Origin of the sequence: Kitasatospora hibisci, assembly GCF_043950205.1 — a bacterium.
GTDB lineage: Bacteria > Actinomycetota > Actinomycetes > Streptomycetales > Streptomycetaceae > Kitasatospora > Kitasatospora hibisci.
The window spans coordinates 5,528,862-5,549,113 of sequence record NZ_CP171642.1 but is presented as its reverse complement, the minus strand read 5'-3'; the positions used below and the strand labels follow the sequence as shown (position 1 = coordinate 5,549,113).

Here is a 20,252-nt window from a genome sequence, read left to right as displayed (position 1 = left end):
ATTGGTCTACTCCACCTTGTGAGGCAAGTCTCCTACCCCGACAGGGACTTGAGTTGTCGGTAGCTCCCCCACGTGCACCCATCGACACCCGGACGACCCACCCCCACCTGGGCCGCCGGCCTCCCCCACAGAAGATGGAGTCATGCCACCTGCCCGACACCGGCGCCCACGCGCCGTCCACAGCCTGCTCGCCGGGGCCACGGCGATCGCCCTCGGCCTGAGCGGACTCGCCCTGGCGACCGGCACCGGCGCCCAGGCCGCCGACATCGACCTGATCACCAACGGCGGCTTCGAGTCCGGCAACCACCTCACCGGCTGGACCTGCACCGCGGGCGCGCCGGAGACCGCCACCGTGCACTCCGGCGCGTTCGCGCTGCGGTCCACCCCGGGCGCCGGCGACACCGGTGAGTGCGTCCAGACCGTGACCGTGAAGCCGTCCTCGACCTACACGCTCAGCGGCTGGGTCCAGGGCTCGTACGTCTACCTGGGCGCCCGCGGCACCGGCGGGACCGACCCCAGCACCTGGACCACCTCGGCCGGCTGGTCGAAGCTGAGCACCACCTTCACCACCGGGCCCGCCACCACCAGCGTCTCCGTCTACCTGCACGGCTGGTACGGACAGCCGGCCTACCTGGCCGACGACGTCTCGCTGGTCGGGCCGGGCGACCCGAAGCCCTCGCCGACCGGCACCACCCCGACTCCGACCGCCACGGCCTCCCCGACGGACACCGGCACGCCCACGACCACCGGCACGCCCACGACCACCGCCACCCCGACCGACCGCCCCGGGCTGCCCAAGCACCTGCTCACCGGCTACTGGCAGAACTTCGACAACGGCGCGACGGTGCAGCGGATCAGCGACGTCCCGGCCGCCTACGACATCGTCGCGGTCTCCTTCGCGGACGCCACCGCCACGCCCGGCGGCCTGGGCTTCACCCTGGACCCGACGCTCTCCTCCCGGCTCGGCGGCTACACCGAGGCCCGGTTCAAGGCCGAGATCGCGGCCAAGAAGGCCGCCGGGAAGAAGGTGGTCCTCTCGGTCGGCGGCCAGAACGGCACGGTCGCGGTGAACAGCTCCGCCTCGGCCGCCAACTTCACCGACACCGCCTGGGCGCTGATGCAGGCCTACGGCTTCGACGGGATCGACATCGACCTGGAGAACGGCGTCAACGCCACCTACCTGGGACGGGCGCTGCACGACCTCGCGGCGAAGGCGGGCCGGGGCTTCGTGCTCACCATGGCGCCGCAGACGATCGACATGCAGTCGACCGGCATGGAGTACTTCAAGCTGGCGCTGAACGTGAAGGACATCCTCACCATCGTCAACATGCAGTACTACAACTCCGGCACCATGCTGGGCTGCGACGGCCAGGTCTATGCCCAGGGCACCGTCAACTTCCTCACCGCGCTGGCCTGCATCCAGCTCAAGGGCGGGCTGCGGCCCGATCAGGTGGGCCTCGGCGTGCCGGCCTCCACCAGCGCGGCGGGCGGCGGGTACGTCAGCCCGGGCGTGGTGAACAACGCGCTGGACTGCCTGGCCTCCGGGACCAGCTGCGGGAGCTTCAAACCCGACACCAAGTGGCCCGGGATCGGCGGGGCGATGACCTGGTCGACCAACTGGGACGCCAAGGCGGGCGGTGGGATCGCCGGGACCGTCGGCGCACACCTGCACGCCATGCCGTAGAGGCCGGCGGCGTGTTCAGCCTCCGGCGCGGGCCTCGGGGATCTCGGGGCCCGCGCCGGAGTGCCGGCGGCGCAGTTCGGCGGTGATCTCGGCCACCTCGCCGTCGGGCAGGAACGGCACCATCATGGCGACGCCCTGGAGCAGGCCACCGAGCAGGAAGGTGGTGTCGGCGGTGGCCGCGACCAGGCCACGGACCTCGGCGACCCGGCCGGCCGCGACCGCCTCGATCAGCCGGGCCGCGTCCGCCGTCTCCTCGTCCACGTCGACCGCCGCGGTGTCGGCCGGGGCCCGCCGGGCCATCGCCCGCAGCACCCGGTCGCCCACCGCCGGCGCGTACGCCTTGCGGACGGCCTCGGCGGCGATCCAGGCGAGCAGGGTGGTCACCTCCCGGTGCGCGTGCTCCTCATGGATCCGGTCCAGCGCGTCGTCGAACGCCAGCTGGTTTCCGTGCCGGAACGCGAGCAGCAGCGTCGCCGCCCTGGCTTTGGCCTCATCGACCGCTTCAGCGGGAAGTTCGTCGGCCAACTCCACCGTCACCACCACGCCTAACCCTCCCGTCACCCGTCGGCTCAGCAGAACGTCCTGCACACCGTACACATCGGACCTGCGAACTTCGGCGAACCCGCGCGGGCAAGACCGGAATGAATTCGGGCGGAATAGGACTTCACCCGGTCCAGGATGAATATTCGCCAGAAGGGAGCAACGCCATTGCGCTATTGGGAGCAGAAAGGGCTTGGAAGCGGGAATGAGGGGTACCGCGGAAAAGCCCGAGGGGCCGCACCCCGCGTCGGCGGGATGCGGCCCCTCGGGGAGCCGGTGCGTCAGGCCTGCGGCAGCGCCGCGAGCTGGGCGGTGATCCGGGCGATGTCGGCCTCTGCGGCCTCCTGACGTGCGCGGATCTTGGCGACCACGTCGTCCGGCGCCTTGGCCAGGAAGGCCTCGTTGCCGAGCTTGGCGGTGGTCTGGGTCTTCTCCTTCTCGGCCGCCGCGAGGTCCTTCGCCAGGCGCTTGCGCTCGGCCGCGACGTCGATGGTGCCGGAGAGGTCCAGCGCCACCGTGGCGCCGGCGACCGGGAGCGAGGCGGTGGCGGTGAAGCCGTCCTCCGGGACGGTCAGCCGCAGCAGCGAACGGATCGCCGTCTCGTGCGCCGCCAGCCGGGTGCCGTCCAGCTCCAGCCGGGCCGGAACCTTCTGGGTGTCCCGCAGGCCCTGGTCGTTGCGGAACCGGCGGACCTCGGTGACCACCTGCTGCAGCAGCGCGATCTCCGACTCGGCGTCGGCGTCCCGGAAGCCGGCGTCCTTCGGCCACTCGGCGACGACCAGCGACTCGCCGCCGGTCAGCGCCGTCCACAGCGCGTCGGTGACGAACGGGACCACCGGGTGCAGCAGGCGCAGCGTGACGTCCAGCACCTCGCCGAGGACCCGGCGCGCCGCGTCGGCCTGCTCGCCGCCCTTGGCCAGGGTGGTCTTGGAGAGCTCGACGTACCAGTCGAAGACCTCGTCCCACGCGAAGTGGAACAGCGTGTCGGAGACCTTGGCGAACTCGTAGTCCTCGTACAGCGCGTCGACCTCGGCCACGGTGCTGTTCAGCCGGGACAGGATCCAGCGGTCGGCGGCGGTCAGGCTCTCCGGCGCGGGCAGCGGGCCCTCGACGGTGGCGCCGTTCATCAGCGCGAACCTGGTCGCGTTCCAGATCTTGTTGCAGAAGTTGCGCGAGCCCTTGACCCAGTCCTCGCCGATCGGCACGTCGGCGCCCGGGTTGGCACCGCGGGCCAGGGTGAAGCGGACGGCGTCGGCGCCGTAGGCGTCCATCCAGTCCAGCGGGTCCACGGCGGTTCCGGAGGACTTCGACATCTTCTTGCCGAACTCGTCGCGGACGAGGCCCGTCAGGGCGACGGTCTTGAACGGCGCCTGACCGTCCATCGCGTACAGGCCGAACATCATCATCCGGGCGACCCAGAAGAAGATGATGTCGTGGCCGGTGAGCAGGACGTCGGTGGGGTAGAACTTCTCCAGGTCCGGGGTCTGCTCCGGCCAGCCGAGGGTCGAGAAGGGCCACAGGCCGGAGGAGAACCAGGTGTCCAGGACGTCAGGGTCCTGGTGCCAGCCCTCGCCGGTCGGCGGCTGCTCGTCCGGTCCGACGCAGACGACCTCGCCGTCCGGGCCGTACCAGACCGGGATCCGGTGGCCCCACCAGAGCTGGCGCGAGATGCACCAGTCGTACATGTTGTCGACCCAGTCGAAGTAGCGGCGCTCCAGCTCCTTCGGGTGGATCTCCACCCGGCCGTCACGGACCGCGTCGCCGGCCGCCTGGGCCAGCGGGGCGACCTTGACCCACCACTGCAGCGACAGCCGCGGCTCGACCACCGTGTGGCAGCGCGAGCAGTGGCCGACGGCGTGCATGTACGGGCGCTTCTCGGCGACGATCCGGCCCTGCTCGCGCAGCGCGCCGACCACTGCCGAGCGCGCCTCCATCCGGTCCAGGCCGAGGAACGGGCCGTGCACGGTGATGACACCGCGCTCGTCCATGACGCTCAGGTTCGGCAGGCCGTGGCGCTGACCGATGGCGAAGTCGTTCGGGTCGTGCGCCGGGGTCACCTTGACGGCGCCGGTGCCGAACTCCGGGTCGACGTGCTCGTCGGCGACGACCGGGATCTCCCGGTCGGTCAGCGGCAGCTTGATGGTCCGGCCGACCAGGTGCTTGTACCGCTCGTCCTCCGGGTGGACGGCGACGGCCGTGTCACCCAGCATCGTCTCGGCCCGGGTGGTGGCGACGACGATCGAGTCCTCGCCCTCGCCGTAGCGGATCGAGACCAGCTCGCCCGGGACCTCCTCGTGCTCCACCTCGATGTCGGAGAGCGCGGTCAGGCAGCGCGGGCACCAGTTGATGATGCGCTCGGCGCGGTAGATCAGGCCGTCGTCGAAGAGGCGCTTGAAGATGGTCTGGACGGCCTGGGAGAGGCCCTCGTCCATGGTGAAGCGCTCGCGCGACCAGTCCACGCCGTCGCCGAGGCGGCGCATCTGGCCGAGGATCCGGCCGCCGTAGTTCTCCTTCCACTCCCAGACCTTCTCGACGAAGGCCTCGCGGCCCAGGTCGTGGCGGGAGAGGCCGGACTCGGCGAGCTGCTGCTCCACCTTGTTCTGGGTGGCGATGCCGGCGTGGTCCATGCCGGGCAGCCAGAGCGCCTCGAAGCCCTGCATGCGCTTGCGACGGGTCAGCGCGTCCATCAGCGTGTGCTGGAAGGCGTGGCCCAGGTGCAGCGCGCCGGTGACGTTCGGCGGCGGGATGACGATGGTGTACGGCGGCTTGTCGCTCTTGGCGTCGGCCGTGAAGTAACCGCGCTCTACCCAGCGCTCGTACAGCTCGCCCTCTACGTCCGCCGGAGCGTAGGTCGTCGGGAGGGTGGCTGCGTCGTCCCCGGGGTGCGTGCTCGCGGGGCGCTGGTTCGTGGTGTCGGTCACGACGCACAGTTTACGTAACCGCGGACGTGGGTTACGAACCGCTTTCGGTCCACGGACTCGACGCGCCCGGCCCGGACGGGCGTCGGCCCGGTGCGGTACCGTGCCCCGACACTCGTCCGATTCACGGCACGACCGGGACGACCACGGACACGAACACAGGCCGCGGGTGCGGCGGGGGAGCACAGACACAGATGTACGGCCAGGGTCAGCAGTATCCGCAGGGTCAGCCGCAGCCCTACGGGGCGCCGCCGCAGTACGGCGCGCCGCAGCCGCCGCAGCCGCCGTACGGGGCCCAGCCGCCCTACGGCGCGCCGCAGCAGCCGTACGGGTACCCGCAGCAGCCGGGCGCGCCGGCCCCGCAGTACGGCGCGCCGCAGCCGCCCTACGGCGCGCCGCAGCAGGCCCCGTACGGACAGCCGGGCTACCCGGTCGCGCCGCCGCCGAAGAAGGGCAAGGCCGGCCTGGTGGTCGGTCTGGTGATCGGCGCGCTGGTGCTGGGCGGCGGCGGCTTCGCCGCCTTCAAGCTGCTCGGGGGATCGTCCGGCGGCGACTACAAGATCACCGCGCCGCAGACGCTGCCGGACGGCTACACCCAGAAGTCGGTCAAGGAGCAGGCGGCCGATCCGGCCAAGTCCAGCGAGTCGGAGAAGATCGGCACCGACCTGCACGTCCTGCTGGCCAGCTACGCCAAGGGCTCGGACGTCACCGACGGCACCATCAGCGTGCTCGGCGTCTACGGCAGGATCAAGGACCCGAACGCGATCATCGAGGACTCCAAGAAGGACACCAACGGCGGTGCCACCTGGACCAGCCCGATGACGGACTTCCCGGCGCAGTACAGCCACGACTCCTCGGCCAAGCTCTCCTGCGGCACCTACGGCGTCTCGATCGGCGGCAGCGCCCCGAAGAGCTCGACCACCGTCTGCGTCTGGGCCGACAGCTCCACCACCGCGCGGGTGTCCTTCATCAAGGTGGGCGGCAGCAACCTCACCCCCGCCCAGGCCGCCGAGAAGACCCGGGCGATCCGCGACGCCATGATCACCGCCAAGTAGCAGCCCGGTGCAGTGCACGACCGCGCGGCCCGGGCCCCGGGCAGTGCGTGCCCCGTCCGTCCCAGAAAGGGCCACCGTGACCGAGCAGAATCCCTACGGCGCCCCGCCGCCGCCCGCCGGCCAGCCTTACGGCGCCCCGCCGGTCCCGCCCCAGCAGCCCGGTTACGGCGCGGTGCCGCCGCAGGCACCGCCGCCGGGCGCCCCGGCCGGCTACCCCGGGTACGGCGCGTACGCCCCGGTGCCGCAGCGCAGGTCCCGCAAGACGCTCTGGGTGCTGATCGGCGTCTTCGCCGTCGTGCTGGCGCTGATCGGCGGCGCCGTCGCCTACTTCGTCCTCGACGTGACGTCCAACGCCGGCACCCAGAAGATCGTCCTGCCGGCGACCTTCAAGGACCTCCGCAAGGACGACGACAACGAGATCTCCCGCGAGATGGAGAAGGAGATCACCTCCGAGTTCGGCAAGGGCGACGGTGCCTGGAACCCGACCGGCGTGAGCGCGGTCTACCAGGACAGCGACGACACGCCGCAGCTCATCGTGGTCGGCGGCTACGGCAAGGTCCTGCTGCCCAAGCAGGAGATGGACGCCATGTTCAAGGGCTTCGAGCAGGGCGGTCCGACGGTCAGCGACCGGCACGCGGTGGACGCCGGTCCCAAGGGCGGCACCATGGAGTGTGCCAAGGCCACCCAGTCCGGCACCGACCTGGGCATCTGCGCCTGGGCCGACAACAGCAGCCTGGTCATGCTGATGCGGGCCCCGGCGGACGACAAGGCGCCGGACCTGGAGAAGCTCGCCGCCGAGGCCCGCGACCTGCGCGCGGTCGCCGAGGTGCCGAAGTAGGCCGACGGGCCGGAACGGTCCGAGGTGCCGGGTCGGCTGCGGCACCGCTCGAACGACGAAGGGCCCCTGGTGACCGGCCGGTCACCAGGGGCCCTCTGCGCGTCCGGGCGGTCAGGCGCTCTTCTCGCGCCGCTCCCGCTTGATCATGTCCCGCGGGACGAGGGTCGGGATGGCGTGCTTGGAGACGACGTCCCCGGTGACCACCACGCGGGCGACGTCCTGGCGCGAGGGCACCTCGTACATCACGGACATCAGCACCTCCTCCATGATGGCCCGCAGACCGCGCGCGCCGGTGCCGCGCAGGATCGCCTGGTCGGCGATGGCCTCCAGCGCGTCCCGGGTGAACTCCAGCTCCACGCCGTCCAGTTCGAAGAGCTTCCGGTACTGCTTGACCAGCGCGTTCTTCGGCTCGGTGAGGATCTGCAGCAGCGCCTCGCGGTCGAGGTTGTGCACGCTGGTGATCACCGGGAGACGGCCGATGAACTCGGGGATCATGCCGAACTTGACCAGGTCCTCCGGCATCACCTGGCGGAAGTGGTCGCTGGCGTCCAGCTCGCGCTTGGAGCGGATGTTGGCACCGAAGCCGATGCCCTTGGCACCCGCGCGGCCCTCGATGATCCGCTCCAGGCCGGCGAAGGCGCCGCCCACGATGAAGAGCACGTTCGTGGTGTCGATCTGGATGAACTCCTGGTGCGGGTGCTTGCGCCCGCCCTGCGGCGGCACCGAGGCGGTGGTGCCCTCCAGGATCTTCAGCAGCGCCTGCTGCACGCCCTCACCGGAGACGTCCCGGGTGATCGACGGGTTCTCGCTCTTGCGGGCCACCTTGTCGATCTCGTCGATGTAGATGATCCCGGTCTCGGCCTTCTTGACGTCGTAGTCGGCCGCCTGGATCAGCTTCAGCAGGATGTTCTCGACGTCCTCGCCGACGTAGCCGGCCTCGGTCAGCGCGGTGGCGTCGGCGATCGCGAACGGCACGTTCAGCATCCGGGCCAGCGTCTGCGCCAGCAGCGTCTTGCCGGAGCCGGTGGGGCCCAGCAGCAGGATGTTGGACTTCGCCAGCTCGATGGCGTCCTCACGGCCGTTGCCGCCGCTGCGGCCCGCCTCGCCGGCCTGCACGCGCTTGTAGTGGTTGTAGACGGCCACCGACAGCGCCTTCTTGGCGAGGTCCTGGCCGACCACGTACTGGTCCAGGAACTCGTAGATCTCGCGCGGCTTCGGGAGCTCCTCGAAGCGCACCTCGGAGGTCTCGGCGAGCTCCTCCTCGATGATCTCGTTGCACAGGTCGATGCACTCGTCGCAGATGTACACGCCTGGGCCGGCGATCAGCTTCTTCACCTGCTTCTGCGACTTGCCGCAGAACGAGCACTTGAGCAGGTCGCCACCGTCTCCGATGCGTGCCACGAGGTGCTTCCCCTTCGCCAGGGGCCCCGCGGGGGTTCCGGGGCCTGGTGCTGTGGACCGTCAACGCCGACGGCGCTCGGTCTCGCTATCCGACGGTACTCTGCCGGGCCTCTGATTCCGTCCTCTTCGCCAGGTCTGCCCTACGCCCTGGGCGAATTGATACCGAACAGATGCCGTCACCGGTGCCGCCGAGGTGCCGGAGGCGGGGCGCGCAACGGCGTGCGCGCCCCGCCCACGGGGCCTCCGCCGCCCGGGCCCGGGAGGCGGAGGGATGCCGACCTCAGGAGGTCAGCGAGGCCTTGCGGGTGGAGATGACCAGGTCGACGAGACCGTACTCGACGGCCTCCTCGGCCGTGAGGATCTTGTCGCGCTCGATGTCGTCGCGCACCTGCTCGACGCTCTTGTTCGAGTGCTTGGAGAGCATCTCCTCCAGCTGCTCGCGCATCCGGAAGATCTCCTTGGCCTGGATCTCCAGGTCGGACACCTGACCGCGGCCGGTCTCGGTGTACGGCTGGTGGATCAGGATACGGGCGTTCGGCAGCGCCATCCGCTTGCCGGGGGTGCCGGCCGCGAGCAGCACGGCCGCCGCGGAGGCCGCCTGGCCCATGCAGACCGTGGTGATGTCCGGCTTCACGTACTGCATGGTGTCGTAGATGGCCGTCAGGGCCGTGAACGAGCCGCCGGGCGAGTTGATGTACATCTGGATCTCACGGTCCGGGTCCATGGACTCCAGGCAGAGCAGCTGGGCCATGATGTCGTTCGCGGAGACGTCGTCCACCTGCGAGCCGAGGAAGATGATGCGCTCCTCGAACAGCTTGGCGTACGGGTCGTACTCGCGGATGCCCTGCGAGGTGCGCTCGACGAAGCGCGGGACGATGTAGCGGCCCTCGGCGCGCATGTCCTCGACGCGTGCCTTGGCGCTGGACAGGCTGGGGATGTTCATGGGGTTTCTGGTCCTCCGGAGCGTTGTGGCTGTGGTCTCGTGGCCGGGCCGGGCCGGGCTCAGGCGCCGGTGCCGCCGCCGCCGGGGACGTCCGCGGCGCTGTGCATGATCGCGTCGATGAGGCCGTACTCCAGGGCCTCCTCCGGCGTGAACCAGCGGTCGCGGTCGGAGTCCGCGGTGATCTGCTCGAAGGACTGGCCGCTGTGGAAGGCGATCAGCTCGGACATCCGCTTCTTCGTGCGGAGCAACTGCTCGGCCTGGATGCGGATGTCGGTGGCCGAGCCGCCGAGGCCGGCGGACGGCTGGTGCATGAGGATGTTGGCGTTCGGCAGCGAGAAGCGCTTGCCCTTGGCGCCGGCGGTCAGCAGGAACTGGCCCATCGAGGCCGCCATGCCCATCGCGATCGTGACGACGTCGTTCTTGATGTACTGCATGGTGTCGTAGATCGCCATGCCGGCCGAGATCGAGCCGCCCGGGGAGTTGATGTAGAGGAAGATGTCCTTGTCCGGGTCCGCGGCCAGCAGCAGCAGCTGGGCGGTGATCTTGTTGGCGATGTCGTCGTCGACCTGCTGGCCGAGGAAGATGATCCGCTCGTTGAGCAGCCGGTTGTAGACCTGGTCGCCCAGGCCGCCGAGCACGTCACCAGAGGCGGCGTGCGGCGCCATCGGGCCAGGCATCTGCATCTGCGGGAACGTCACTTAGCCACCTGCTCAGTCGATTTGGACGGTCGCTCCACGGCCGTCACGGTGTCGCACAGCTTCCGGGTATCACGTCGTGATTGTTGCTGTCCAAGGACCCTAACGCGCAGGCCGGGCCGCAGAATCCCTCACGCAGAACTGTTCGCTGTGAGCGCAGGGTTCACCACCCTCCCCGGGCAGGAGCGGGGCGGGACCGGGGCCCGCACCGCCGGGGAATGCCGCGGGCCCGGACACCGTACGGTGTCCGGGCCCGCTGCTGCATCAGGGCGACCGGGGCGATCAGGCCTCGGTGGTCTCCTCGGCCTCGGCGGCCGGGGCCTCGACGGTCTCGGCCGACTCGTCGGTCTCGTCGTCGTCGAAGTTGATCTCGTTGCCCTCGGTGTCGACGACCTTGGCGGCCTCGACCACGGTGGCCAGCGCCTTGCCGCGGGCGACCTCGCCGACCAGCAGCGGCACCTGGCCACCCTGGACGACCTGCTGCGCGAACTGGTCCGGGGTGAGGCCCGAGCCGGCGGCGCGGCGGATGAGGTGCTCGGTGAGCTCCTCCTGGTTAACACCCAGCTCCTCGTCGGCGACGATCTGGTCCAGGACGAACTGGGTCTTGATGCCCTTCTTCGCCTGCTCCTCGACCTCGGCCAGGTACTCCTCCTCCGACTTGCCCTGGGTCTCCAGGTAGGTCGCGAGGTCGAGGCCCATCGGCTCCAGCTGGTGGTGCTCCAGGTTGTGCTTGCGGGTCTCGATCTCGTCCTTGAGGAGCTTCTCCGGGAACTCGATCTCGACCAGGCCGAGCAGCGCGTCGAGGACCTTCTCCTGGGCCTGGGTGGCCTGGTCGTACTCCTTCATGCGCTCCAGGCGCTTGCGGGAGTCGGCCTTCAGGTCCTCCAGGGTGTCGAACTCGCTGGCCAGCTGGGCGAACTCGTCGTCCAGCTCCGGCAGCTCCTTCTCCTGGACGGCGGTGACGGTGACGGTGACCTCGGAGGTCTTGCCCGCCTGGGTGCCGCCCTTGAGCTCGGTGGTGAAGGTGGCGGTGCCACCGGCCTCCAGGCCGACGACGGCGTCGTCGATGCCGTCGATCAGGCGGCCCGAGCCGATCTCGTAGCTGACACCGGCGGCGGTGCCGTCCTCCGGCACCTCGCCGTCGACCTTGGCCTCAAGGTCGACGACCACGATGTCACCGGCGGCCGCGGCGCGCTCGACGTCCTTGACGGAGGAGAAGCGCTCGCGCAGCTGCTCCAGCGACTTGTCGATGTCCTCGTCGGTGACCACGATCGGGTCGACGGTGACCTCGATGGACGAGAAGTCCGGGAGGGTGATCTCGGGACGGACGTCCACCTCGGCGGTGAACTTCAGGTCGCCACCGTCGGCGATCTTCTCGACGCCCTCGATGTTGGTGATGTCGGGCTGGCCGAGGACCTCGATCTTGCCCTCGTCGACGGCCTGCGTGTAGAAGCGCGGGAGGGCGTCGTTGACGGCCTCCTCCAGCACGGCGCCACGACCGAAGCGCTGGTCGATGACCCGGTTCGGGATCTTGCCCTTGCGGAAGCCCGGAACGGTGACCTGCTGGTTGATCTTCTTGTACGCCGCGTCGAGGCTGGGCTTGAGCTCCTCGAAGGGCACCTCGACGGTGAGTCGAACCCGGGTCGGGTTCAGAGTCTCGACGGCGCTCTTCACGGTTGGGTCTCCTATGGGCTTGCGGTCAGGTTGCCTCCGCCCTCCCCTGCCGCCGGCCGGGGCCTGGCGGATCGGATCGGGCGAGACGGGCGATGGGCGGTTGGAGCTGCATCTCCCGTGGGGGTGGACGGTGAGCGTGACTCCTCGCCCTCGTGCGGTTGACCTGGGTGGACGCCACAGGGACTACCGCCAGCGCCCCATCCTACCGGTACCACGAAAGGCCGACGCCAGGACGCCGCCGTCGGCGTGCGCGGGAGCGTCGTCCGAGGGTGGTCAGAGACGCAAAACAGGGCCCCGCCGAGGGCGAGACCCTGCCGCACTGTCGGGGTGACCGGATTCGAACCGACGGCCTTCCGCTCCCAAAGCGGACGCGCTACCAAACTGCGCCACACCCCGTGGTGCCGAGAGGAAGCGTACACGCCGGGCCCCATGGGTTCTCCGACATATCCGAGGCCCCCGAAACGAATGCGGTGTGCGCGCAGCCGACCGGACCAGGTACGCTGTTCCCGACCTTCCGTCCGGTGACGGCCGAGGGTCATGCGGGCGTAGCTCAATGGTAGAGCCCTAGTCTTCCAAACTAGTCACGCGAGTTCGATTCTCGTCGCCCGCTCCGACCGTCCGGCCCCGGAGAGACGTCCAGCGTCTCCCGGGGCCGTTCGCGTTCTCCGGCCGCACCCCCGGCCCGGCCCCCGACCACCCGTCAGGGCTGCCGGGCGGCCGGGGTCAGAGGCCGAGCCGCGCGGCGCGGGCCGCGGCCCGGTCGAGCAGTTGGTGGATGTCGGCCTGCCGGGTGGTCGGCCGGTCGTTGTAGACGTCCGGGGAGCCCACCGGGCGGCCGGTGGCGTGCAGCACCTCCATCAGCTGGACCCGGGCGGTGCGGACGGTGGGCGCGGTGCCGTAGCCGTGGGCGAGGACGGCGGCCTGGGCGCCGAGCAGGCAGACCCGGCCGGCCGCGTCCCACATCGCGCCCTGCAGCCAGCCGGCGGCGGCGATGTAGCGGGAGGCGAGCCGCAGGTGCTCGGCGGCGCTCACCGGGACGGCGCGCGCCGGGCGGCGCAGCGCCCGGTCCAGCAGGGTGGCCTTCGGGAGGGGGTGGCCGGCGTACCAGGGCTGGAGGGTGGAGCCGAGCGGGCACACATAGGGGACCGCGGCCCGGGCCGGGGCGGGCAGTGAGGCGAGGTACGCCTCGATCTCGGCCACCAGGCCGACACCGTCCGGGACGGTGAGCAGCGGCGGAAGCGGCGTCAGTTCGGTGCGGGGCATCGGTTCTCCAGGCGGTGGCCTATGGTTACCGATACCCAAAGTGGGGCATAAAGGACATTTACGCGACCGGACGGGCCGCGGCGCGCCGGTTCCGGCACTGCTGCCGGGGCGCACTGCCCGGGAGTGGCGAACGTGTACGGGCGAGCGCGGCGCGGGCGCGCGCGCCGGCCCGCGCCGGGGCGTCCGAACCGCTCCGGTGCCGGGTGCGCCGGTCGTCACGGTTTCCCGGCGGGGGCCCGGGCCGATAGCCTCGGCGGCGTTCGAGCGCAGTTCGAGGACACTGCGAGCCCTAACGGAGGAGTACCCGTGCGTCCCCAGGACCGACTGGCCGTCATCCAGCGCTGCGTGGTCCGGGAAATGGCGCGATTCGGGCAGGAGTTCAGGGTCGACGGCGAGGTGGTGCGCGGTCCGGGGACGACCGCGGTGGCCGTCCGGGAGCACCCCGGCGACGACGGCGCCGGCCACGTCGACCTCGGCTACGTCCTCCGGCTGGGCCGCGCGGACGCGCCGGTGGTCTGGGACTGCGCGGCCGGTCTCGGCAAGACCGAGGAGGAGAAGCTCGCCAACGCGGTGCGGATGTGGGCGACCACCACCGCCTCGGCACTGGTGGAGCTGACGGAGGGCCGGGGCGAGCACGGCGACCACGCCGACTACCCGGAACTGCCGCGCTGGCACGCCGTACAGGGGCCGGCGGCGGTGTTCGGCTTCGGGAACGAGCGGCTGGCCGGCTGGCTGGCGGAGCACCGGGTGCTGCCCGCGCTGGCGCCGGCGCTGCTGCCGGAGCTGGCCGTCGGGCGGCCGAACGGGGTGAAGCTGTTCCTCGGCGGCAAGGCGGGGGACGACGTGGCCGAGGTGCGGATCAACGGCGAGGTGTCCGAAGCCGCCTCGGCGGCGCTGCGCGCGCTGGACTGGCCGCGCGGCGAACGGCTTTGCTGGGCGCGGCTCTTCGTCCTGTTGACGACCCGGGAGACGATCCTGCCGCCGGCCGTTCCGACGGGCCCGGCTGCGCCTGCGCCGGTCCGCCCCCCGGCCCCGGCGGCTCGGCCCCGGGGACTCCTCGCGCGCTGGCGGCAGGCCGGACGGGCCGGCCGGTGAACCGGGCGGCCGGCCTCTCCCCCGGTGGGCCCCGGACGGGCCCCGAGGTCAGCTGGCGATGCTGGAGATGCTCTTGGCGATCTGGCTCAGGAAGTCCTGGATCGGCTTGGCGGCCGTGCTCTGGTTGAGCATGAAGCCGAACAGCGCGGCCAGGATGAAGTGGCCGGTCTTCAGCTGCTTGTTGCGGATGAAGATGAAGCAGATGATGCCGAACAGGACCAGTGCGGAGACGGAGAGTGCCACCCGGACTCACTTCCTCGTTTCATAGCGGGGCGCCGTCACCTGGCATCCCCTGCGAAGCCGGACCCCGGCCTGTCCGACGGTCCCGAGGCGGAACTGCGGCTCGTCCGACCCGTCGCGGCCGGAGTGGGAGCCGGTACGGCCGCACGCTGTCCGTCCTGCCGCACGTGACGCCCCCTATCCCCCGAATCCTGACCAGTCCCGCCCAGACTCAGTGTGGTCGACCGTGCCGATTGCGTAAAGGTCTGACCGGCAGCCGGGCCCCGATATCCTGCGGTGCGGGACGAGTTTCCGCCGACCGAGACGATAGCCGAGACGTTCTGACGGATCGTCCACGGGGCGCCGCTGAGCGGCCGTGGAGCGTCTGGCGGGCGGGAGCGGAACGGGCAGGTCCGCAACGGTGACGGCCCTTCGGAATTGGCCGAAGATCAGCTCCCAGGCTTGACAGCAGCTGCCACCGGCACGTGCCCGGGCGAGCGGGCCGGGCACGTGCCCCTCAGTCGCGCCAGACCAGGAGGACCGCGCGGTCGTCGTTGATGTCGCGGGCGACCGTCTCGATCAGCCGGGAGGCCGCGCCGCTGCGGCTGCCGGGGCCCCCGCCGGGGACCAGCCGGTCGGCCTCACCCATCAGCCGGTCCATCCCCTCGGAGAGGTCCCGGCCGGGTGCCTCGACCATGCCGTCGGTGCAGAGCATCAGGACGTCGCCCCGGTTCAACCGCCCGCGCACGCCCTCGAACTTGGCCCCGTCGTAGATCCCGAGCAGCGGGCCGTCCGCGGCCTCCTTCATCTCCCACCGGCCGGCGCCGCCCAGCCGCTGCATCCCGGGCAGGTGCCCGGCCGAGAGCAGCTCGTACTCGCCGGTGTCGAGGTCCAGCACCAGGTGGACGGCGGTGGCGAAGCCCTCCTCCCAGTCCTGCCGGAGCAGGTAGCCGTTGGCGGCGGGCAGGAAGTCGTGCGCGGGCAGCGAGCCCAGCAGGCCGCCGAAGGCGCCGGAGAGCAACAGGGCCCGCGAGCCGGCGTCCATGCCCTTGCCGGAGACGTCCGCGAGGACCACCTCCAGCACCCGCCGGCCGGGGCCGGTCCGGGCGGCGACCACGAAGTCGCCGGAGAAGGACTGCCCGCCGGCCGGGCGCAGCGCCATGTCGGCGTGCCAGCCGTCCGGCAGGGCCGGGACGCGGCTCTGCACCCGCAGCCGCTCGCGCAGGTCGAAGAGCATGGTGGAGCCGCCCCACCAGGGAACGCCCACCCGGCTGCGGAACTGGGCCAGCAGCAGGCCGCCGACCCCGGCCGCACCGACCACCAGGGCGGCGCCGGGGGTGACGCCGTAGGTGTAGGCGTCCGGGTCGACGCTGGCGACCCGCTCGCCCGTGTGGATCACGGACTCGGCGGAGAGGCCGAGCGCGGCCAGCGCGTAGAGCACCACCAGGCTCCCGGGGCGCAGCAGCAGCGCCGCGGCCAGGATCGGCAGCACCAGGGAGGTGGGCGGGGCCCAGGCGGGGATCCAGATGTTGAGCAGGATCAGCACCGGGACGGTGAGGGCCAGGACGATCAGCACCGGCCAGTCGGCGGCGCCGCCGCGGAAGTAGTCGACACCGGCGGTGCGCAGCTTTCGGCGGACCCGGCGGAGCCCCTTGGCCAGCCGGGCCGTCACGGGGTCGGGCACCGTGGCGGCGCCGGGCCTCGTCGCAGTCGTCTGGGGCGGTGTGCCCGGCGCTCTGCCAGCCATGGGGACCGACCATATCCACCGCTGCGGCCCGGCGTCGACGGCCCGGGCCCGGGCGGCTCCGGGGTGGCGCGGGCGCGTCAGCGGGTTTCGGCCGATTGCGGCGGGCGGCAGCCGTGGCGTCAGGAAGCGTGCGGGGGCTGGGCGTACGAACCACACGGGCGGCGCATGCGCCCGCGCGCGGGGCGGTTCGTGCGCCGCGGCGGCGCCCCGGGTGCTGTGGCCGATGCCACAGGGTCGCGCGCACTGCGGGAACGCGCCGGCCGGCCGCGCTGCGGGAGCGCGGCCGGCCGGTGTGCGGGTGGGGGCGGTCAGCCCTGCTGCGGGTGGTGCGCCGGGATCGGCGGGAGCTCGCCCGTGGTCTCGTACTCGCTCAGCATGGCGATCCGGCGGGTGTGCCGCTCGTCACCGCTGTACGGGGTGTTGAGGAAGATCTCGACGAACTTGGTGGCCTCCTCCTGGGTGTGCATCCGGCCGCCGATGGAGATCACGTTGGCGTTGTTGTGCTCACGGCCGAGCGAGGCGGTCTGCTCGCTCCAGGCCAGCGCGGCCCGCACGCCCTTGACCTTGTTGGCGGCGATCGCCTCGCCGTTGCCGGAGCCGCCGATGACGACGCCCAGCGCCTCCGGGTCGGCCGCGGTGCGCTCGGCGGCCCGCAGGCAGAACGGCGGGTAGTCGTCGAGGGCGTCGTAGATGTGCGGCCCGCAGTCGACCGGCTCGTGGCCGGCCTCCTTCAGCCACTCCACGAGGTGGTTCTTCAGTTCGTATCCGGCATGGTCGGAGCCCAGGTAGACGCGCATGGCACGAGTGTGGCATGCGCGCCCGCCCGGGCTGCGCAGGGGGCCGAGGGCGCGTGCCGGGGCCGGCCGGCGCCCAGGTCCTCGCTTTCGGATCCTGCCCGGAGCGCGGTGCTCAGCGGCGGCCGAGGGCCTTCCAGGCCAGCGGCAGCACGCCGGCTGCGAGGGCGGCCTTCAGGGCGTCGCCGACCACATAGGGGTAGAGGCCGAGCTCGGCGGCGCGGGCGAGCGGGACGTCCAGGGCGAAGGCGAGGTAGGGGACGCCGACGGCGTAGATCGCGAGGCTGCCGAGCACCATGGCGGCGGCGGTGCGGACCGGGCTGCGGTCGGCGCCGCGGCGGGCCAGCGCGCCGGTCAGGGCGGCCGCCAGGACGAACCCGAGCAGGTAGCCGAGCGAGGGCATCGACCAACCGGAGGTGCCCTCGGCGAACCAGGGCAGGCCGGCCATGCCGGCCAGCAGGTAGAGGCCGAGCGAGGCGACGCCGCGGCGGGTGCCGAGCGCGGTTCCGACCAGCAGGGCGGCGAAGGTCTGGCCGGTCACCGGCACCGGGGAGCCGGGGACGTTCACCGAGAACTGGGCGGCCAGGCCGGTGAGGGCGGCGCCGCCGGCCACCAGGGCGAAGTCGCGGGCCTGCGCGCCGAACCGGCCGGAGGCGGCGGGCAGCAGGTCCGCCAGGACGGCGCGGCTGGGTATCGGGGTGCTGGCAGTGGCCATCGGTGGCTTCCTCTGGTGATCAGGTGAGTGAACACCTGTGAACCTACGTGGTGATCGCCACGGGCACCGTCAGGGATTCGGACAAAGCCCCGGAGACCGTCCTTGTGGGGTCCGGCGCAGCGATCGCCACCGAACGTGACTGTTCCGGCCAACCTCCGTCACGATCCGGTCCGCATCGTGATCCGGGCGCCCTCCTCCTTGGCGTTGACACCCGCGTCCCCGGATATTGGGCAACTCGCACCGCAATTCGAACAGTCTGGATCCCACCCATGGCCCGTACCTCCGCGCCCCCGGCGCCCGGGACGACGACCTCCGCCACCGGTGCCGCCGGCGGCACCGAGGTCGGCGGCCGGCAGCTCTCCCACGGTCTCAAGCAGCGCCACCTCTCGATGATCGCGCTCGGCGGGGTCATCGGCGCCGGCCTCTTCGTCGGCTCCGGCGCGGGCATCGCGGCAGCCGGCCCGGCCATCATCCTGGCCTTCACCCTCTCGGGCCTGCTGGTCATGCTGATCATGCGGATGCTCGGCGAGATGTCGGCGGCCCGGCCGGCCTCCGGCTCGTTCTCGGTCCACGCCGAGAAGGAGATCGGCCCCTGGGCCGGGATCACCGCCGGCTGGATGTACTGGGTGATGCTCTGCTGCGGCGTCGCCGCCGAGGCCACCGCCGCCGGCAAGATCGTCAACGGCTGGGTCCCCGGTGTCTCCGCCTGGGTGTGGGTCGGCCTCTTCATGGTCTTCTTCTGCGCCAGCAACCTCACCGCGGTGAAGAACTTCGGCGAGTTCGAGTTCTGGTTCGCCGCGATCAAGGTCGCCGCGATCGTCGCCTTCCTCGTCCTCGGCGCGCTCGGCGTGGCCGGGGTGCTCGGCCCCGGCTCCCCCGGCACCACCAACCTCACCGGCCAGGGCGGCTTCCTGCCCAACGGCGTCAGCGGACTCATCGTCGGCCTGCTCGCCTCGGTCTTCGCCTACGGCGGCCTGGAGACCGTCACCATCGCCGCCGCCGAGTCCGACGACCCCAAGCGCAACGTCGCCAACGCGGTGCGCACCGCGGTCTGGCGGATCGCGATCTTCTACATCGGCTCGATGGCCCTGGTGGTCACCCTGGTCTCCTGGAAGGACCCGTCTGTCGTCGAGAACGGCCCGTACGTGACCGTCCTGCAGCACCTGGGCGTGCCCGGCGCCGGCACCATCATGGAGGCCGTGGTCCTGGTCGCCCTGCTCTCCGCGATGAACGCCAACATCTACGGCTCCTCTCGGATGGCGTACTCGCTGGTCGCCCGCGGCCAGGGTCCGAAGGCGCTGGCCAAGGTGAGCGGCGGCGTGCCGCGGGCCGCCGTCCTCGTCTCCTGCCTGTTCGGCTTCGGCGCCGTCCTGGCCTCGAAGTTCTGGCCGGACACCGTCTTCACCTGGCTGATGAACACCACCGGCGTCGCGATCCTGGTGGTCTGGTTCTTCATCTGCGTCGTGCAGCTGCGGATGCGCCGCCGCCTTGAGCGCGAGGCCCCCGAGCTGCTCACCGTCCGGATGTGGGGCTACCCGTACCTGACCTGGGTCGCGATGGCCGCCGTGGCCGGCATCCTCGCCCTGATGACCACCACCGAGGGCAACCGGGAGCAGCTGTACGCGGCCGGCGTGCTGGTCGCCCTGCTCATCACGGCGGGGCTGGTCAAGCAGCGCAAGGACGCCGCGGCCGTCCGGTAGCGCGGACGCGAAGGGGCCCGGTACCGGGGGGGCGGGTTCTAGCGATCCCCGCAACACCCTGTAGTTCAGGGAGTTGCGGGGATCGTGGATTTCGGGCCCCTTCGCGTGCGCCGGTGTCACTCGAAGGACGGGCCGGCGGTGCGGGTGCGCTTGATCTCGTAGAAGCCCGGGGTGGAGGCGACCAGCAGGGTGCCGTCCCAGAGGCGGGCCGCGGCCTCGCCGCGCGGAGCCGGGGTGACCACCGGGCCGAAGAACGCGACCCGCTCGCCGTCCGCGCCCTCGACCGCGATCACCGGGGTGCCCACGTCCTCGCCGACCAGGGTGATGCCCTCCTTGTGCGAGGCGCGCAGGGCCTCGTCGTGGACGTCGGTGTCGGCCGCGTCGGCCAGCTCGGCCGGCAGGCCCGCCGCCACCAGCGCCGCCTCGACGGTCTCGCGGTTCTGCGGCAGGCCCTGGTTGTGGAAGCGGGTGCCCAGCTCGGTGTAGAGGCGGCCGAGCACCTCGTCGCCGTGCTGCTGGGCGGCGGCGATGCAGACCCGGACCGCGCCCCAGGCGTTGTCCAGCAGCGTGCGGTACTCCTGCGGCAGGTCGCGGTGCTCGTTCAGCACGGACAGGCTCATCACGTGCCAGTTCACGTCCACCGGGCGCAGCTGCTGGACCTCGATCAGCCAGCGGGACGTCATCCAGGCCCACGGGCAGGCCGGGTCGAACCAGAAGTCGGCGGTCTTGCGCTCAGCGGCAGTCGTCACGGCTGTCCCTTACGTCCGTCGTCGGAAGTGGATCGGGCCCCGCGCGGGGCTCCGCCGGACCCAACACCCCCACGGCGCCGCTGATTCCGCGACGCCGCCGGCACGTTGTGCAATGGTACTGCCGCGGGCGGCGTGAAAGGATGCCCGCAGCACCACCGTGCCGCGCCGACCACCGTGCGGCGCCCCCGACCACGGTGCGGCGTCCCGGCCGCACCAGCGATG

17 protein-coding genes and 2 tRNA genes are annotated in these 20,252 nt (G+C 71.6%); 6 read left to right on the top strand and 13 right to left on the bottom strand.

Going from position 1 to position 20,252, the window contains the following annotated elements; all coding sequences use genetic code 11:
- Nucleotides 1-142 precede the first annotated feature (142 nt).
- Nucleotides 143-1,684: a chitinase gene (locus tag ACF9IK_RS24250; protein ID WP_395296209.1), complete on the top strand. Its 1,542-nt coding sequence runs from the start codon at nucleotides 143-145 to the stop codon at nucleotides 1,682-1,684.
- 15 nt (nucleotides 1,685-1,699) lie between these two features.
- Here ACF9IK_RS24250 and ACF9IK_RS24245 read toward each other — a convergent pair whose 3' ends face one another.
- On the bottom strand, nucleotides 1,700-2,272 hold the full coding sequence (locus tag ACF9IK_RS24245) for a hypothetical protein (protein WP_395296208.1): 573 nt from the start codon (nucleotides 2,270-2,272) through the stop codon (nucleotides 1,700-1,702).
- Nucleotides 2,273-2,505: 233 nt separating this feature from the next.
- Nucleotides 2,506-5,145 carry a valine--tRNA ligase gene (locus ACF9IK_RS24240; protein ID WP_395296207.1) on the bottom strand — a complete coding sequence of 880 codons (2,640 nt, stop codon included), beginning with the start codon at nucleotides 5,143-5,145 and terminating at the stop codon, nucleotides 2,506-2,508.
- A gap of 191 nt (nucleotides 5,146-5,336) precedes the next feature.
- Here ACF9IK_RS24240 and ACF9IK_RS24235 point away from each other — a divergent pair, with 191 nt between their 5' ends.
- Both ACF9IK_RS24235 and ACF9IK_RS24230 read left to right on the top strand, forming a co-directional pair.
- On the top strand, nucleotides 5,337-6,197 hold the full coding sequence (locus ACF9IK_RS24235; RefSeq protein WP_395296206.1) for a hypothetical protein: 861 nt from the start codon (nucleotides 5,337-5,339) through the stop codon (nucleotides 6,195-6,197).
- Between the two features lie 76 nt (nucleotides 6,198-6,273).
- Nucleotides 6,274-7,035, top strand: a complete 762-nt coding sequence (locus ACF9IK_RS24230; RefSeq protein ID WP_395296205.1) for a hypothetical protein — start codon at nucleotides 6,274-6,276, stop codon at nucleotides 7,033-7,035.
- A gap of 111 nt (nucleotides 7,036-7,146) precedes the next feature.
- Here ACF9IK_RS24230 and clpX read toward each other — a convergent pair whose 3' ends face one another.
- The 5 genes from clpX to ACF9IK_RS24205 form a co-directional block, all read right to left on the bottom strand.
- Complete coding sequence (gene clpX / locus ACF9IK_RS24225) at nucleotides 7,147-8,436, bottom strand: ATP-dependent Clp protease ATP-binding subunit ClpX (RefSeq protein WP_238741210.1); 1,290 nt, start codon at nucleotides 8,434-8,436, stop codon at nucleotides 7,147-7,149.
- A 280-nt stretch (nucleotides 8,437-8,716) separates the two neighbouring features.
- The gene (locus tag ACF9IK_RS24220) at nucleotides 8,717-9,379 is read right to left on the bottom strand and encodes an ATP-dependent Clp protease proteolytic subunit (RefSeq protein ID WP_148645159.1); all 663 of its coding nucleotides are present in this window, start codon (nucleotides 9,377-9,379) and stop codon (nucleotides 8,717-8,719) included.
- A gap of 59 nt (nucleotides 9,380-9,438) precedes the next feature.
- Nucleotides 9,439-10,056: an ATP-dependent Clp protease proteolytic subunit gene (locus ACF9IK_RS24215; protein ID WP_305067940.1), complete on the bottom strand. Its 618-nt coding sequence runs from the start codon at nucleotides 10,054-10,056 to the stop codon at nucleotides 9,439-9,441.
- A gap of 300 nt (nucleotides 10,057-10,356) precedes the next feature.
- Nucleotides 10,357-11,748 carry a trigger factor gene (gene tig / locus ACF9IK_RS24210; RefSeq protein WP_395296204.1) on the bottom strand — a complete coding sequence of 464 codons (1,392 nt, stop codon included), beginning with the start codon at nucleotides 11,746-11,748 and terminating at the stop codon, nucleotides 10,357-10,359.
- 322 nt (nucleotides 11,749-12,070) lie between these two features.
- Nucleotides 12,071-12,144: transfer RNA gene (locus ACF9IK_RS24205), tRNA-Pro, on the bottom strand.
- A 143-nt stretch (nucleotides 12,145-12,287) separates the two neighbouring features.
- Between ACF9IK_RS24205 and ACF9IK_RS24200 the strand changes: the two genes are divergently transcribed.
- Nucleotides 12,288-12,358, top strand: a tRNA-Gly gene (locus tag ACF9IK_RS24200).
- A gap of 113 nt (nucleotides 12,359-12,471) precedes the next feature.
- Here the strand turns inward: ACF9IK_RS24200 and ACF9IK_RS24195 are convergent.
- On the bottom strand, nucleotides 12,472-13,011 hold the full coding sequence (locus tag ACF9IK_RS24195; RefSeq protein ID WP_395296203.1) for a DUF6197 family protein: 540 nt from the start codon (nucleotides 13,009-13,011) through the stop codon (nucleotides 12,472-12,474).
- A gap of 306 nt (nucleotides 13,012-13,317) precedes the next feature.
- Here ACF9IK_RS24195 and ACF9IK_RS24190 point away from each other — a divergent pair, with 306 nt between their 5' ends.
- The gene (locus ACF9IK_RS24190) at nucleotides 13,318-14,106 is read left to right on the top strand and encodes a DUF6348 family protein (RefSeq protein ID WP_395296202.1); all 789 of its coding nucleotides are present in this window, start codon (nucleotides 13,318-13,320) and stop codon (nucleotides 14,104-14,106) included.
- Nucleotides 14,107-14,154: 48 nt separating this feature from the next.
- Here the strand turns inward: ACF9IK_RS24190 and ACF9IK_RS24185 are convergent, their stop codons facing one another.
- The 4 genes from ACF9IK_RS24185 to ACF9IK_RS24170 form a co-directional block, all read right to left on the bottom strand.
- The gene (locus tag ACF9IK_RS24185; RefSeq protein ID WP_238741223.1) at nucleotides 14,155-14,349 is read right to left on the bottom strand and encodes a hypothetical protein; all 195 of its coding nucleotides are present in this window, start codon (nucleotides 14,347-14,349) and stop codon (nucleotides 14,155-14,157) included.
- A 493-nt stretch (nucleotides 14,350-14,842) separates the two neighbouring features.
- The gene (locus ACF9IK_RS24180; RefSeq protein WP_395296201.1) at nucleotides 14,843-16,072 is read right to left on the bottom strand and encodes a PP2C family protein-serine/threonine phosphatase; all 1,230 of its coding nucleotides are present in this window, start codon (nucleotides 16,070-16,072) and stop codon (nucleotides 14,843-14,845) included.
- A 308-nt stretch (nucleotides 16,073-16,380) separates the two neighbouring features.
- Entirely contained in the window at nucleotides 16,381-16,869 is a 489-nt protein-coding gene (locus ACF9IK_RS24175) for a ribose-5-phosphate isomerase (RefSeq protein ID WP_395296200.1), read from the bottom strand.
- Between the two features lie 112 nt (nucleotides 16,870-16,981).
- Nucleotides 16,982-17,581, bottom strand: coding sequence for a biotin transporter BioY (locus ACF9IK_RS24170; protein WP_395296199.1), 600 nt, complete (start codon nucleotides 17,579-17,581; stop codon nucleotides 16,982-16,984).
- Between the two features lie 269 nt (nucleotides 17,582-17,850).
- Here ACF9IK_RS24170 and ACF9IK_RS24165 point away from each other — a divergent pair, with 269 nt between their 5' ends.
- Complete coding sequence (locus ACF9IK_RS24165; protein ID WP_395296198.1) at nucleotides 17,851-19,281, top strand: amino acid permease; 1,431 nt, start codon at nucleotides 17,851-17,853, stop codon at nucleotides 19,279-19,281.
- Between the two features lie 116 nt (nucleotides 19,282-19,397).
- Here ACF9IK_RS24165 and ACF9IK_RS24160 read toward each other — a convergent pair whose 3' ends face one another.
- Nucleotides 19,398-20,030: a DsbA family protein gene (locus tag ACF9IK_RS24160; protein WP_395296197.1), complete on the bottom strand. Its 633-nt coding sequence runs from the start codon at nucleotides 20,028-20,030 to the stop codon at nucleotides 19,398-19,400.
- Nucleotides 20,031-20,252 lie beyond the last annotated feature (222 nt).